The following is a 15,707-nucleotide window of genomic DNA, read 5'->3' as shown; positions in this document are numbered from 1 at the left end:
TTGGTTAGGCTGGAGACCATTTGAATGCAAAAGGCTATACCAGATGCTTGCTGAATCCGCCGCGCGCAATAATTTCGAAAACGTGCTGATCGTTGATGACCATCCATTGTTTTGCGACGCCTTGTCGATGACCTTGCAAAGTGTGGCTCAGATCCGGAAAATCCATACGGCAGACCGGCTGGAGGACGCCTTGGATCTGCTGGCAAGTGGGCTGAAACCCGATGCGGTCATGCTGGATCTCAATTTGCCGGATGTGGACGGCCTGGAAGGTTTGATCCGCTTGAAGGCTGCCGCAAACGCACCGGTGATCGTAGTGTCGTCGCTGACGGACAACCGCGTTGTCAGCCAGGTGATACAGGCCGGCGCATCAGGCTATGTCCCCAAGCACAGTCAGCGCGACGTGTTCCGCACTGCATTCGAGACAGTGCACGCCGGTGACGTTTTCGTGCCAGAGGGCTGTGTTTTGATTGACACAGAGGAAGAGGACGAACACGACGAAGCGGTCAAACGACTGGCGACACTGACAAATCAACAGGCGCGCATCCTGCAACTGATCTGCGAAGGCAAACTGAACAAGCAAATCGCCTATGACTTGTCGATTGCGGAAACGACGGTCAAAGCGCACGTGACAGCAATAATGCGAAAACTGGGTGTTCAAAGTCGTACGCAGGCGGTTCTGATCGTCAAGAAAGCGTCCTTTGCCAGTGTCTTGCAAGACCAAGGCTAAGCGTCATACTCTCACGTCATCGTCGCGCTTTTAGGGAGGAGGCACGATGGACCAAGCAGTCGGGTGGGCAACAGCCCGGGCCCGCACGCCAGGCATCGTCAAAACGGCTTTTGCACGCCACGACACCGGGCAGTCGATCGAGACCCTCAGACGCCAGTTGGGTGATGACCCACTTGCGCTTGTCATTCTTTTTGTCAGCCCGAACGCCGATGCATCCGTGGTGATCGCGGATGCCGAGCGCGCCTTTGCGCCGACCCCGATTGTTGGTTGCACCACCGCCGGAGAGCTGGCGGATAGTGGGTATTGCGAAGATCAGATCGTCGCGATCGGCCTGCCGCAATCCCATTTCGACATACGCACGGTTCTTGTTCCGGATCTGAACGAATTCGAGTCCGACAGCATCATCAAAGAGATGATCCACAACAGAAATACGATGATGGCGAACGCACCCGACTGGAGCCATGAATTCACGTTCCTGATGATTGACGGGTTGTCGACAAAAGAAGATGAACTGACGTCGGAATTGGCTGTGGGGCTGGGGCCGGTGCCATTGTTCGGCGGTTCGGCCGGGGATGGAACCAAATTCGGGCGCACTTATGTTCTGTATCAGGGGCAGGCAAGAAGCAACGCAGCCGTACTCACGCAGGTTCGCACGCGGTGTCCGATCAAGGTGTTCAAGACCGATCACCTTCTGCCCACCGCCTATCGCATGGTCGTGACCAAGGCAGACCCGGCAAAACGCATCGTTCAGGAAATCAATGCCGAACCCGCTGCCCGCGAATACGCCCGTATTCTCGGCAAAGACCCGGAACAGCTCACCACATTCACATTCGCGGCCCATCCAGTCGTTGTGCAAATAGGCGGGCAACACCATGTCCGCGCGATCCAGCAGGTAGCGGGAAATGGCGATCTCGTCTTTTTTTCGGCGATTGACGAAGGCTTGGTCCTGACGCTGGCAGAACCTCGGGACATGGTTGAACATCTACAGGAAGAAATCAGCCTGTTGACCGAGAAGCAGCAACCCGACACCATTTTGGGTTGTGACTGCATCCTTCGCCGGCTGGAGGCCCAGCAAAAGCAGAAGACGCACGCGATCTCGGACATCCTGTCTCGCCATCACGTGGTCGGTTTCTCGACCTATGGAGAGCAATTCAATTCGATCCATGTGAACCAGACCCTGACCGGCGTGGCGATATACCCGCCCGAGAAAGAGTAAGGTATGATCGAGCATCTCACAGACCCCTCGGACTCCCTTGAACGTCAGAACGAAAAACTCAGGAAAATTGCCGAAGCCCTGATGCGGCGGGTCGAAGAATCCACCAATGCCTCTGGCGCGGCTTATGCTCAGTTCCAACGGGCGGCGGTGCTTGAACAAGAGGTTCGCGCCCGAACGGATGACCTTGAGCGCGCGCTTGAACTTCTGAATGACTCCAACGCCAGGTTGGCGCAGGCCAACAAGGAAACCGAAGCAGCGCGCGCAGATTTGGCAAATGCGATCGAAACGGTGCAGGAAGGCTTTGCCCTGTTCAATCGTGACGAAGAACTGGTGCTGTGCAACAGCAGGTTCGGGATGCATATGCCCGATATTCAGGAACAGCTGAACCCCGGCTTGTGTTTTGCCGACTACGTGGAACTGGTCAGCCGATCCAGGTTCCTGTCCTTGCCAGAGACAATGACCCCAGAGGACTGGGCCAAAAGCCGTCTGGATCGTCACGCAGATGACCACGTGGTGTTCAATGTTCGTCTTTCGGGCAATCGGTGGACGCAAGTGTCAGAACACCGCACGCCAGACGGGGGCACCGTGATCCTGCAAACCGACGTGACAGATATCATGCGGATCGAACGGCAAGAAAGGGATCGCATTCTTGACGACAAGGCGCGGCTGATCCGCGCCACGCTTGAACATATCGATCAGGGCGTCTGTATCTTTGACAACAAGCACCGCATGATCGGGTGGAACACCCGCGCAAGCGAGCTTTTGGCCATACCGATCACTCAGTTTCAGATGGGCATGCGGTTTGAAACCCTGTCCAATCGCCTGGGCGACAACATCAGCTTTCAGAAAGGCATAACCGAGGCGGATCTGCTGGATTGGGTCAGCCGACCAACCTACCGCCGCCCTCTTCAGTTCCAGATGCATCAGGGGCGATCGAAAATCCTGTCGGTCTTTGCGCAGGAAATGCCAGACCGGGGCTTTGTGATTTCCTTTACCGATGTAACTGCGGAACGGAGGTCTGCGCAGGCCTTGTATGAAGCCAAGGAACTTTTGGAACAACGTGTGGCGTCACGCACAATGGAGCTTGCGGATGCGCTGAACGAGGCTGAACGGGCGAACGCGTCAAAATCGCGTTTTGTGGCCGCCGCCAGCCATGACCTGTTGCAGCCTCTGTCTGCTGCAAAGCTCTATGTTGCGTCACTGGGCAGCGGTTTGGACACTGACACCGCCCGGACCGTTGCAGCAAAAGCAGAAAGCGCCCTGAACAGTGTCGAACACATTCTCGAAGCCCTGCTGGACATCTCAAAGCTGGATTCCGGGCGGGCCAAGGCGCATCTGTCCACAGTGTCGGTGGGCGAGCTTTTCTTGCAGATGGAAGACGCATTCAAGCCCGTCGCCCAGGCCAAGGGTTTGAGTTTGCGTTTTGTTGACACAAAGGCTCTGGTCACAAGCGATGCCAGTTACCTTCGGCGTATATTGCAGAATCTGCTGTCAAACGCGATCCGGTACACCGAGACCGGCAAAGTTCTTGTTGGTGTCAGGCATCGCAAGAACGCAATTGCTTTGGAAGTCTGGGATACGGGCATTGGCATAGCATCAGATCAAAGAGATATCGTGTTTCAGGAATTTCAGCGTTTGCATTCAGATGCCAGCGCCGCCGAAGGAATGGGGTTGGGTCTTGCGATTGTCGAGCGGGCCTGCGGGTTGCTACAACACCCCATCCACCTGTTTTCCGAAGTTGGAAAGGGCACGGGGTTTTCGGTCGAAATACCTTTGGCCCGGGTGAAACCAGAGGTTTTTCTCTGCTCTTCAGTGGTACAAAAACCAAACTTGAATGTGCTGGGCAACACCGTCGCCCTGTTGATCGAAAACGATGAAAACCTGCGCGGCGCGTTGACCATGACCATCGAATCCTGGGGCGTCGAGGTTCTGGAATGCGAAAGCGAAAGCGAAGCGATTGGCCTTCTGCGCGAAATAGGCATCCTGCCAGACTTTGTTGTCGCCGACTATCAATTGAACAACGGAAAAACAGGCACGGACGCCATGCGCGCCCTGACGGATGAATTCGGGCATTTGCCCGGCTGTATTATCTCAGCCAATCGATCACAAGAGCTTGTTCAGCAGTGCAAACAAGCAAAGCTGCCGCTGTTTTACAAACCGATAGATCCGCAACTGCTAAAATCGACGCTGGAGGCCTCGGTCGCGCGCGTCATCTGAGTTTTTCCGGTTGTCGCACATTTCCAAGTTCGGCCGGGTGTCTTTCAGAAGTCTTCCGTCCGCGGGTTGGCGTTGGTCTGATCCAGCATCGACACAACTTCCGCCTTCCATCCCGCTTTTATTTTCAGCGCCAATTGCGAAGGGGGGCGGTGATCCGGCGACAGGATGGCGTATTCGTATCTGAGGGGGTCCTTGAAAGGCAGGAATACCACACGGCCATGCGAGATATTCAGCTTCCGTTCCGTCGCAACAGTCAACGGATCGACAATCGAGCAGCACTGCCCCGATCCAACAAACGGAATGAGCGGAAGAAAATACTGGCACGTCACACTAGGTTTGTAAGTGGCGGCAACCATCTGAAAAGCGCGCTGCACTTTCTTCTGAAAAGGGTGGGTGTCATACAGTCCACCCATTGGCACATCATCGAGATCCGAAATCGTCACAGCCTTTTCTTGCGCCAACGGGTTGTCCCGATCCATTGCGCAAAAGCAGTCTCCGCTGATGATCTCTGCCGTGAATTGCGGCTTCTTTCCGACCGGGTGTTCGAAATCAGCAAACCCGAAATCAATGTTCTGAGTGCCTGCAAGTTCCATTATCTGTGGCGAACTGCGGGTGGACAGCGTAACCCGGATGTCCGGATTCCCGCCAACTGAACGGCTTATGAAATTCGGGAAGGCAAAAATGGACGGTCCCGGCATGGCGGCAATGTTCAGGCTGCCTGAATTTCCTTTAAGAAGACCGTGCATCGTACTGGAAACCGTAGATAATCTGTCCAGTATTCCGGTGGTTTCTGCCAACAGGTAATGCGCCTCTGGCACTGGGATCAGACGCCGGCCTTTTCGTTCGAACAAGGTCAGTCCCAGACTCCTTTCCAGGTTCTTGATTGCCAGGCTGATCGCGGGTTGTGTCCTGTTCAGCTTCTTCGCGGTTTGAGAGATGGACCCGGTTTCCATCACCTCACGAAAAACTGTCAATTGAGCAAGGTTCATATCTAAAACATAAGCTAAACTTTCATTTTGTTAAATATAACAAATTTGTATTTATGCTAAAACTCCATAGGCTGAACGGATCAGAATTCGAACAAACCGAATCCAATGATCCACAACTGGGAGCTTACGATGAAATTGATGAAATGCCTGACGGGTTTGGCTTTGGCGGGTGCATTGGCTGCACCGGCGTTTGCACAGGACCCAACCTTTTTTCGCATCGGCACCGGCGGTGCAGGCGGCACTTATTTCCCGATCGGCGGGACCATCGCCAACGGAATTTCGGCCCCTCCAGGCTCACGCCCCTGCGAAGAGGGCGGCCAATGCGGCGTGCCCGGGTTGATCGCGATTGCACAGTCGACAACTGCGTCAGTCTTCAACAATGCCGCCGTGCAAAACGGCGAGCTTGAGGCCGGCCTGGCCGCGGCAGATGTAACCCGTTCGATGTATCTGGGTGAGGGCAAGTTTGAAGGCAAACCCCACCCGAAACTGCGCATCGTCGCAAACCTGTTCCCGGAAGACCTGCACCTGGTGCTGCCAGCCGGTCAGACGATCAACGATCTGAGTGATCTCAAAGGCAAGCGCGTTGGTATTGCCCAGGCTGGTTCCGGCACGCAGGTGGCCGTTTTGCAGATGCTGGACGCCTGGGGCGTCAATCGCGACAATATGGACGAGGCCGAGCTGAACAACAGTCAGAGCGCCGAGCGTTTGGCCGACGGTCAGCTTGACGCCTATTTCTACGCAGCAGGCTGGCCGGTTGCCGCAATGGTGCAGCTGTCATCGACCAAGGGCATGAACCTGCATTCCTTCAGCGATGAAGATCTGGCAAAGATCAACGAGATCATTCCTGCCTATATCCCGTCCGCTATCCCGGGCGGTGTATATGAAGGCATCGATTCCGAAACCAAGACCCCTGCGGTCAGCGCAATGCTGGTTGTGTCATCGGATCTGTCCGAAGATCTGGTCTATCAGCTGACCAAGGCCCTGTGGAACGACAACACGCGCAAGCTGCTGGACAACGGCCACGCAAAGGGCAAGCAGATCACGCCTGATACTGCCCTCGACGGCGTCGAGGCGCTGGGTGTTCCGCTGCATCCGGGTGCTGAGAAGTTCTATAAAGAAGCCGGTCTTCTTCAATAACCACACCTGACTGAAACCTGTCGTCGGTGCCCCTTCTTGGGGCACCGCACTCTGGAATTTTGCGAAATCGGGGGGCCATCATGTCCGAGACCCAGAAACTTGATGACCACGAACTGACGGCCGAGGAGCTGGCGGCCATCGAAGAACAGTTCGACGAAGGCGCCGCTGTCCGGCAGGTCACGCCCACGGCAGGCAAGGTGTTGCGTGTCGTCGCCCTGATCTTTGCATTCTACGAATTCTTCACGGCTGGGTTCGGCTTGCCGGCCGACCACTGGCATATGGGCATCTATCTGGCTCTGCTGTTCATTCTGGTCTACGCCACGATCCCGATTGTCGGGACCAAAAGCCTCTATGCTCTCAAAGTCAGTCGCTTCCGCATCGGCAACGTCCCTCTTTATGATCTGGTGTTCATGGCGCTTGGCATCGTCGCCGCGCTTTACGTTGGTTTCGCCTGGCGCGGCATCCCGTTCCTGGGGATCGAGGAACAAACCTTCCGCATGGGCAACCCAAACAGCTATGATGTGATCCTCGGCGTCATCATCATCCTTCTGGTACTGGACATTGCGCGCCGCACGCTGGGTTGGGTATTGCCGCTGATCATCTGCGTATTCATCTCATACGCGCTGATGGGTCCCTATTTTCCCGGGTTGCTGCAACATCCGGGCGTGAACTTCAAAACCTTCGTGTCGTCGATGTACTTCCCGCAGGAAGGAATCTATGGCGTGACGCTTTGGGTTGTTTCGACCATCGTGTTCCACTTTGTCCTGTTCGGCGTGATCGCTCAGCGAACGGGGCTTGGACAATTGTTCATTGATAACGCAACCATTTTGGCGGGTCGCTATACGGGCGGTCCGGCCAAAGTGTCGGTGGTATCCTCGGCCTTCTTCGGCACGATCTCGGGCTCTTCGGTGGCCAACACCGTTTCGACCGGCGCGCTGACAATTCCCAACATGAAGCGCCTTGGATACCCCGGTCACTTTGCAGGCGGGGTCGAGGCCGCGTCTTCGGCCGGTGGTCAGATCACTCCGCCCATCATGGGCGCTGCGGCCTTCATCATGGCCGAGTTCCTCGAGGTGCCCTATACCACAATCGTGATCGCGGCGATCTTTCCGGCGATACTGCACTATGTCGGCGTCTTTGCCGTGGTGCACCTGATGGCGCGTAAGCTGAACCTGCAAGGTCTGGCGAAAGAGCAATTGCCACAGCTCAAGGCCGTCTGGGCCGAGGGTTGGGCCAATATCGTTCCGTTGATCGGTTTGTTGGTCGTCCTGTTTACCGGCTACACGCCGTTCATGTCGGCCTTCTGCGGTATTTCGCTGGCGGTTATCGCGGGCATGTCGCGGATCAAGCAACCGCCAACACTGATCTACGCGGTGGCGTTTCTTGCGTTCGTGCTTTGGAAGTTCTCCGACGGTGGGTTTGACCTGTCCATGACAGCGATTCTGTGCGGATTGTCGGTGATTGCCACGCTCAACCCGCAGAAACGAATAGAAGTGCCCGAGATGTTGGCCGCGGTCGAACTTGGGGTAAAGTACTCGCTGGCCGTGGGGGCCGCTGCCGCCGCTGTTGGTATCGTGGTGGGTGTCATCAACACTACCGGCATCGGCTTTCGCATCGGCTTCATGGTCACGCAGGGCGCGGGCAATCTGGCATCCGATCTTTACAACATGATCTCGTTCGGCAATTTCCAACTGTTTGCGATGGAAGACCTGCAATTGTTTATCTCGCTGGTCTTTATTGCCATCGTTTGCATTCTGATGGGTGCCGGCATCCCGACCACGGCGCTGTACATCATGCTCGTCTCGGTGGCGCAGCCTGCGCTGGCGCAGTTGGGGGTTCCACCCATCGCCAGCCATCTGTTCGTGTTGTATTATGGCGTGGTCTCCGAGATCACACCTCCGGTCTGTACGTCGGCCTATGCGGCGGCAGCGATTGCGAATTCCAACCCGTTCCGCACCGGGCTGTCCGCCTTTACGCTGGGACTGGGCAAGGTCATCGCGCCAATGGCGTTCGTCTATGCGCCGGTTTTGCTGTTCGTGTCTTCCACCGGGTTCGATCTTTGGGAATTCACCTATACCGCCGCCAGCTGTATCGCCGGTGTCATCGCCCTTTCGGCAGCGGTCGTGGGGTATTGGTTGCAGCCACTCAACCTCGTGTCGCGCATCCTGATGGCCATTGCCGGGGTTATCTTCGTGGCGCCCACGCTGACGGCTGACCTGATCGCATTGGCGGTGGCGTCTCCTGTCATCATCACACAGGTGATCGCCCGCAGCCGAATTCAAGCAACGGTCTGACATGCCTGAACAAGTGACCATCATCGGCGCCGGGATCGTCGGTCTGTGCTGTGCGCTCTCGTTGCAGGAGCGCGGTATTGCCGTGCGTCTGATCGACCGTGGAGAACCGGGGCAGGAGACATCGTTCGGCAATGCCGGTGTCGTCTCGCCCTGGTCGGTCATTCCACAGGCCACGCCGGGTATCTGGAAAACGATCCCCGGGATGCTGTTGGACCCGAAAAGCGCGTTGACCGTCAGACCTGCGTTCTGGCCCAGGATGATACCTTGGGGCCTGAGGTTCCTGAAGAATTCAAGCGTGAAATCCGTACGCAATATCTCGGACGCAATGGAGGTGCTGTGCCGCCCTTCGATAGATCTGTACCGAAGACATCTGCAAAATACCGGGCACGAAGACCTTATTGTTGATTCCAACTATGTCCACGCGTTTCGCAACCCGGATCAGGCTGACCTGAAAGAATTGGGATATCTGATCCGGCAGGAAAAAGGCGGACATCTAGAGCGGATCGACGGACCAGAATTGCGCCGGATCGAACCTGCGTTATCCAGAGATTTCAAGGCTGCGATCCTGATCAAGGGACAGGCGCGGGTCACGTCTCCTGGCCGGGTTGGTGCGGTTTTGGCCGACAAGGCCCGTCAACAAGGCGCCGAGTTCGTGCGGACAGAAGTCAAAGAACTAGAGCGCACGGAAGACGGCCAATGGCATTTGACCTCGTCGGCCGGCGCGCTTCACGCCGATACTGTCGTGCTGGCCGCCGGTGTTTGGTCTGCCGAGTTGCTGAAACCCTTGGGTTTGCCCGTGCCACTGGTGGCCGAGCGTGGATACCATGTCCAATTCCCGACCCCCTCTGCCAGCCTGGAAAACTCGGTGATGGACGTGGACGCCAAGGTGGTGGCCAGTTCGATGCAGGACGGTCTGCGCGTGGCGGGCACGGCCGAATTCGGCAGCATCGACGCGCCGCCAGATCCACGCAAACAGTCGCTTCTGACCGCACAGGCCCGCGCAATGATGCCGGATCTGAACACCTCGGATACACAGTTCTGGATGGGCCGACGCCCGTCTTTTCCCGACAGTTTGCCTGCGATCGGTCCGGTTGAGGGGCACAAGGGCCTGTTCACCGCCTTTGGTCATTCCCATTACGGTTTGATGATGGCCCCCAAAACCGGCGAGCTGGTGGCTGATCTGGTGTCAGGGCAGCGCCTCAACATCCCATTGGATTCAATCGCCTTGTCGCGATTTTGACGCGTAACAACCACCGTTTCTAAGAAGGATTACCCAATCATGCCGATCTATCAGGGTGGACAGAATATCTGCGGAGCCTCAATCGGGGTTTTGTGTCTGGAAAGCTATTTTCCCAAACCTCCCGGTCATATCAAGAACCCTTCCAGCCTGCCGTTCCCGGTGCTGTACGAGATGATAGATGGCGTCACGGTGCCAACGCTGCTGAACAATCCGACGCCTGATCTGCTGAACCCATTCATTAAAGGCGCGCAACGGCTTGAGGCTGAAGGCGTACGCGCCATTACCGGAAGTTGCGGGTTTCTCGCCCTGTTCCAAAAAGAGTTGGCCGCGGCCGTATCGGTGCCTGTCTTCGCTTCGAGCCTGATACAAGTGCCGTTGGCCTTTCACATGACCGGGGCCAGCGCACCGGTCGGGGTGATTACAGCGGATTCGTCAGCGCTGACGCAACGCCATTTCGAAGGCGTTGGAGCGGGGGGCGTTCCGGTGGCCGTACAGGGTCTGGAACACACCAGCGAGTTTGCCGAAGTCATCCTGCGCAACGCGCGCACCCGTATGGACACAGATCTGATCGAGGCCGAAGTGCTTGACGCTGCGCACAGGCTGAAGCGCGATACGCCCGAAATACGCTCCGTGGTATTGGAATGCACGGATCTTCCCCCTTATGCAAAACGCATTCAGGAAAACCTGAAACTGCCGGTCTTCGACCTTACGACGCTGGCGCAAATGGCGCATAATGTAAGCGCACGCACCGGGTATTGCGGGCTGATGCCGTGGGGGTGAGGCCCTTGCAGGCTGGTGTTTCCTTTCAATGGCTCAGAAGCGTCGAATAGCCGCGAAAACAGTTGCTATCCGCTGATGCCTTTGGACGGACCGGTACAAGGGACTTTCCCTTGCTGAAACGGCTGGTTAAGAAGCCCTTCCACTGCCGTTTCAGGAGGCCCCCTTGGACCGTATCGCCCGCACCATAGCCACCGAGATCAATGCACGTCCCGATCAGGTCGGTGCTGCGATCAATCTATTGGACGACGGAGCGACGGTTCCTTTTGTCGCCCGCTATCGGAAAGAAGCAACCGGTGGGTTGGACGACACCCAATTGCGCCTTCTGTCCGAACGTTTGACCTATCTGCGTGAGCTTGAGGCACGGCGGGAAACCATCCTGAAGTCGATAAAAGAACAGGGGAAGCTGACCGAAGATCTGAGTAAATCGATAGCTCGGGCAGAAACCAAGGCCCAGTTGGAAGACATCTATCTGCCTTACAAGCCCAAGCGGCGCACCAAGGCGATGATCGCGCGTGAAAACGGGCTGGAACCCCTGGTCGAAGCCATTCTGGCCGATCGCGATGCGGACCCGGAAACACTGGCCGGGGCATATTTGAGCGAAGCCGTTGCCACCCCTCGTGACGCGCTGAACGGCGCGCGGGACATTCTGACCGAACGATTAACGGAAAATGCGACACTGCTGGGTGAGTTACGGGCCTTCATGCAGCGCGAGGCGCTGCTCAGTGCAAGAGTTGTCGACGGGAAAGAAAAGGAAGGCGCCAAGTTCAGTGATTATTTTGACCATTCCGAACGATGGACGGATGTTCCATCGCATAGGGCTTTGGCAATGCTGCGGGCGTCAAAAGAAGGCATTGTTTCACTTGATATCGCGCCGGAACCGGAGTTCGGGGCAGCCCGGGCCGAATCCATCGTGGCCGCGCATTTGCAGACCCGTGGCCAAGGGCCGGGTGATGCCTGGTTGCGCAAGGTGGCCGGGTGGACCTGGCGGGTCAAGCTTTCGCTGTCCATGATGGTCGAACTGATGGCCGAACTGCGCAGTCGGGCACAGGACGAGGCAATTCAGGTCTTTTCACGCAACCTCAAGGACTTGCTGTATGCTGCTCCGGCGGGTGCCAAGGCCACTTTGGGCCTCGATCCCGGCATCCGCACCGGCGTGAAAGCGGCGGTGGTTGACGCAACGGGCAAGGTCGTGGCCACTGACACGCTGTATCCCTTCCAACCCAAAAACGATTTGCGCGGAGCGCAGGCTACCATCCTAAACCTGATCTCGGCCCACGAGATTGAACTGATCGCCATCGGAAACGGAACAGCGAGCCGCGAAACCGAACGGTTGGTTGCAGATACTTTGGCTCTGCTCCCCAAGGCGGTAAAAGCACCGACCAAGGTAGTAGTGTCCGAAGCGGGGGCTTCGGTCTATTCCGCGTCGGAACTGGCAGCACGAGAGTTTCCCGATCTGGACGTTTCGCTGCGTGGGGCGGTGTCCATCGCCCGGCGATTGCAGGACCCTTTGGCAGAACTGGTCAAAATCGAACCGAAATCCATCGGCGTGGGGCAATATCAGCATGACGTTGACCAGCACCGCCTGTCGCAATCCCTGGATTCCGCGATCGAGGATGTCGTGAACGCGGTCGGGGTTGACCTGAACACGGCCTCTGCACCTTTGCTTGCGCGTGTGTCGGGGCTGGGCCCCGCGCAAGCCGAAGCCGTCGTCGCCCATCGCGATCTGAACGGGCCGTTCCAATCGCGCAAGGACCTGTTGTCCGTTGCCGGGCTGGGTCCGCGTGCCTTTGAGCAATGCGCCGGGTTTCTTCGCATAAGGGACGGCGCCGAACCGCTTGATGCGTCGTCGGTGCATCCCGAAGCCTATGACGTCGCCCGCCGCGTCGTGTCGGCCTGCGGGCGGGATATCAGGCACATCATGGGCCATGAGGGGGCCTTGAAAGGGTTGCGGGCACAACAATTCGTAACCGAAGATTTCGGCCTGCCCACGGTTCTGGATATCTTTGCCGAGCTTGAGAAACCCGGACGAGACCCCCGGCCCAGCTTTGTCACGGCCACTTTCGCGGATGGCATCGAAGAGATAACCGATCTGAAGCCCGGAATGGTTCTTGAGGGCACCGTGACAAACGTGGCAGCCTTTGGGGCATTCGTGGATGTGGGCGTTCATCAGGACGGTCTGGTTCACGTTAGCCAGTTGGCCGACCGCTTCGTCAAGGACCCGCATGAGGTCGTCAAGGCCGGGCAAGTCGTGAAAGTGCGCGTTGTCGAGGTGGATGTACCCAGAAAACGGATCGGGCTTTCGATGCGCAAACAGGGCGGCGGTGGAAATCGGCGCGCCTGATCTGCAATCCGCACATTATCCGGGCTTAACGACATAAAGGCGTTACCCGCCGGAAATAGCGTGCAGACCGATACGGGCAGCCGGCATGCGTTGTTTCCATTGCGCGCTGAACTGGGTATCAGCAAGAGAGTTCTCAGTGTCGCCAAACGGATCGAAATGGAAACGACAGTTCATGCAGTACCACAACACGCCTTACGACAAGCTTCAGGTCGGTGATACTGCCGAGTTGGCCCGCACGTGCTCGGTTGATGATTTCTATGTGTTCGCCAACAATTCCGGCAATCACAATCCGCTTCATCTATCCAGCGAAGACGGCGACGGCGACCACATCAACGAAGCGGTTGCCCCTGCCATGTTCGTTGGGGCCCTGATCTCGGCCGTTTTGGGAAACGTTCTGCCGGGGGCAGGGACGCTCTATAAATCGCAGCGATTTGATTTTGTGGAAAGGGCGCATGCCGGTGATGAGCTGGTATCCAAAGTCACCCTTCTGGAAAAGCGACCAAACCGGGAAGTTGTCTTTGAAACGGTCGTTACGCGCCCATCGGACGGTGCCGTGATCGTCAGCGGGCAGGCCGTCGTGATCGCGCCGGAGAAAGAGATGGTGTTCGCCGAGTTGGATCTGCCCGGGCTGGTGGTGAAACGTCATCGTCACTTTGATGCCATGCTGGAAAAGGTGCGCCCGTTGCCGCCCATGCCGACCGCCGTTGTAGCCCCGGAAGAGCCCAACGCCTTGGGTGGGGCGCTGCTGGCCGCGCATGAGACGATCATCACACCCATTCTGATCGGTAACCCGGACAAAATCTCTCACGCGGCCGCCGAAATCGGAGCGTCGTTGGATGGGATTGAAATCATTGCGCAGAGCGATCACGTCGGTGCGGCCCATGCGGCGGTCGATCTGGTTGCAGAAGGTCGTGCGAAAGCGCTGATGAAAGGGCATCTGCATACGGATGAATTGCTGAAGGCTGCGCTCAGGCGTGAAAACGGCCTGCGCACCGGCCGCCGCTTTACCCATGTCTTTGTCATGGACGTGCCCGGCCAACCCAGACCTTTGTTGGTGACGGATGCGGCGGTCAATATCGAGCCGGACCTGGAAACCAAGATTGATATTGTCCAGAACGCAATCGACCTGGCCCTGTCGCTGGGGATCGAAAACCCCAGGGCGGGTGTTCTGTCTGCCATCGAAACCGTCAATCCGGCGATCCGATCCTCGGTTGATGCGGCTTTGTTGTCGAAAATGGCGGAACGCGGTCAGATCACGGGCGGGCTTGTTGACGGCCCCCTTGCCATGGACAATGCCGTCAGCCTTGCGGCTGCGCGTTCCAAAGGGATTGTGTCGGATGTCGCGGGCAAAACCGATATTCTGGTGGTGCCAAATCTGGATGCCGGGAACATGATGGCCAAGCAGCTGACCTATATCGCCAATGCAGAAGGGGCCGGTCTGGTCATGGGGGCCAAAGCTCCGATCATTTTGACCAGCCGCGCCGATGACGACAAAGCCCGGCTGGCATCCTGTGCCGTGGCGGCACTGCACGAAGCCTTTTCCTTACCGCGCACCGGAGCACCCGCATGACACATGTCGTGACACTGAACGCTGGATCGTCTTCCATGAAATTTGGTCTGTTCGAGCTGACCGATGACGATCCGATCATGGTGTGCACCGGCGCGGTCGAGCGGATTGGAGAACCAGAGCCGTTTGTCAAGGCGAAGTCTTCCGACGGAAGTGTCCTTGCCAGCGGCACCGCCGGAGAAATACGCGATCACGCCGCAGCGCTGGACTGGGTTTTGAACCTGCTTGCGCGCTCATTTCCAAACAGCGACGTGACTGCGGTCGGGCATCGTGTTGTCCACGGTGGACCTGACATCGACGCTCCGGTGCCATTGACCAAGGCGTCCATTCAAGAGTTGGACAAGCTGTCGCCGTTCGCGCCTTTGCATCAGCCGCACAATCTGGCCGGAGCCCGGGCCGCGATGGAACGTTTTCCGAATGCGGTTCAGATCGCCTGTTTCGACACCGCCTTTCACCGCAATCATCCGTGGGAGAATGACGTTTTTGCCTTGCCGCGCGAGTATTACGACAAAGGTGTTCGGCGTTATGGCTTTCACGGGCTCAGCTATGAATTCATTTCGGATCACATGGCAAAGACAGCGCCGCTTTTGCACGAAGGGCGCGTGGTCGTGGCCCATCTTGGCAATGGTGCATCGATGTGTGCGATGATCGGAGGGCGTTCCGTCGGATCGACCATGGGCTTTTCGGCACTGGACGGGCTGCCGATGGGGTCACGCTGTGGTCAACTTGATCCTGGCGTGGTCCTGTATCTGATGGACCAGGAAGGGCTGAGCGCTGACGAAATCTCAGACCTGTTGTTCCGGAAATCTGGGCTGTTGGGCCTGTCCGGGCTGTCCAACGATATGCGTACCCTGGAAAAGGCGGACACACGCGAAAGCCGACAGGCGATCAGCTATTTCACCTTCCGTATCCGGCGCGAGCTTGGCGCGATGGCGGCCATTCTCGGCGGTATCGACGCCTTGGTGTTTACCGGTGGGATCGGAGAAAACTCACGCCTCGTGCGTGACCGGGTGTGCTCTGGGATGGGATGGCTGGGCATCGAGCTCAATCCTGATGCAAATGCGGACAATGACCGGATCATTTCAACCGATCTGTCCCGCGTCGTGGTCATGGCAATCCCGACCAATGAAGAACTGGTCATTGCCCGTGCAGCGGCTGACCTGTTGGCCAAACGCCCACGGCTCAGAACTGCCTAGCGA

The 15,707-nt window shown here is 57.4% G+C and carries 11 protein-coding genes; 10 read left to right on the top strand and 1 reads right to left on the bottom strand.

Annotated features, from left to right (window positions below):
- The first annotated feature begins 43 nt into the window (after positions 1–43).
- Genes ACR0I0_RS10225 through ACR0I0_RS10215 form a run of 3 tightly spaced genes read left to right on the top strand, consistent with a single transcriptional unit; the run spans position 44 to position 4,160 of the window.
- Positions 44–727, top strand: coding sequence for a response regulator (locus tag ACR0I0_RS10225; RefSeq protein ID WP_171635969.1), 684 nt, complete (start codon positions 44–46; stop codon positions 725–727).
- Positions 728–773: 46 nt separating this feature from the next.
- Positions 774–1,943, top strand: a complete 1,170-nt coding sequence (locus ACR0I0_RS10220; RefSeq protein ID WP_171723722.1) for an FIST N-terminal domain-containing protein — start codon at positions 774–776, stop codon at positions 1,941–1,943.
- A 3-nt stretch (positions 1,944–1,946) separates the two neighbouring features.
- A complete protein-coding gene (locus ACR0I0_RS10215) occupies positions 1,947–4,160 on the top strand; it encodes a hybrid sensor histidine kinase/response regulator (RefSeq protein WP_210092873.1) in 2,214 nt (737 codons plus the stop codon).
- A gap of 44 nt (positions 4,161–4,204) precedes the next feature.
- On the opposite strand, the gene ACR0I0_RS10210 is transcribed toward ACR0I0_RS10215, so the two are convergent.
- Positions 4,205–5,134, bottom strand: coding sequence for a LysR family transcriptional regulator (locus tag ACR0I0_RS10210; protein ID WP_253283270.1), 930 nt, complete (start codon positions 5,132–5,134; stop codon positions 4,205–4,207).
- A gap of 144 nt (positions 5,135–5,278) precedes the next feature.
- On the opposite strand from ACR0I0_RS10210, the gene ACR0I0_RS10205 reads away from it, so the two are divergent.
- The 7 genes from ACR0I0_RS10205 (at position 5,279) to ACR0I0_RS10175 (ending at position 15,704) form a co-directional block, all read left to right on the top strand.
- A complete protein-coding gene (locus tag ACR0I0_RS10205; protein ID WP_171635979.1) occupies positions 5,279–6,286 on the top strand; it encodes a TAXI family TRAP transporter solute-binding subunit in 1,008 nt (335 codons plus the stop codon).
- A gap of 80 nt (positions 6,287–6,366) precedes the next feature.
- The gene (locus tag ACR0I0_RS10200) at positions 6,367–8,580 is read left to right on the top strand and encodes a TRAP transporter permease (protein ID WP_480491278.1); all 2,214 of its coding nucleotides are present in this window, start codon (positions 6,367–6,369) and stop codon (positions 8,578–8,580) included.
- Position 8,581: 1 nt separating this feature from the next.
- On the top strand, positions 8,582–9,820 hold the full coding sequence (locus tag ACR0I0_RS10195; RefSeq protein WP_480491276.1) for an NAD(P)/FAD-dependent oxidoreductase: 1,239 nt from the start codon (positions 8,582–8,584) through the stop codon (positions 9,818–9,820).
- 39 nt (positions 9,821–9,859) lie between these two features.
- The gene (locus ACR0I0_RS10190; protein ID WP_209833988.1) at positions 9,860–10,600 is read left to right on the top strand and encodes an aspartate/glutamate racemase family protein; all 741 of its coding nucleotides are present in this window, start codon (positions 9,860–9,862) and stop codon (positions 10,598–10,600) included.
- Positions 10,601–10,763: 163 nt separating this feature from the next.
- Positions 10,764–12,941, top strand: a complete 2,178-nt coding sequence (locus tag ACR0I0_RS10185) for a Tex family protein (RefSeq protein ID WP_480491274.1) — start codon at positions 10,764–10,766, stop codon at positions 12,939–12,941.
- Positions 12,942–13,113: 172 nt separating this feature from the next.
- Positions 13,114–14,511, top strand: a complete 1,398-nt coding sequence (locus tag ACR0I0_RS10180) for a bifunctional enoyl-CoA hydratase/phosphate acetyltransferase (protein ID WP_480491273.1) — start codon at positions 13,114–13,116, stop codon at positions 14,509–14,511.
- Positions 14,508–15,704, top strand: a complete 1,197-nt coding sequence (locus ACR0I0_RS10175; protein ID WP_171635991.1) for an acetate/propionate family kinase — start codon at positions 14,508–14,510, stop codon at positions 15,702–15,704. The genes ACR0I0_RS10180 and ACR0I0_RS10175 overlap by 4 nt, the downstream gene beginning before the upstream one ends.
- Positions 15,705–15,707: the final 3 nt, after the last annotated feature.

The organism is Ruegeria sp. AG6 (assembly GCF_056541565.1).
Note: the sequence above shows the minus strand (reverse complement) of the source record. Positions and strands in the feature narration are given on the sequence as shown.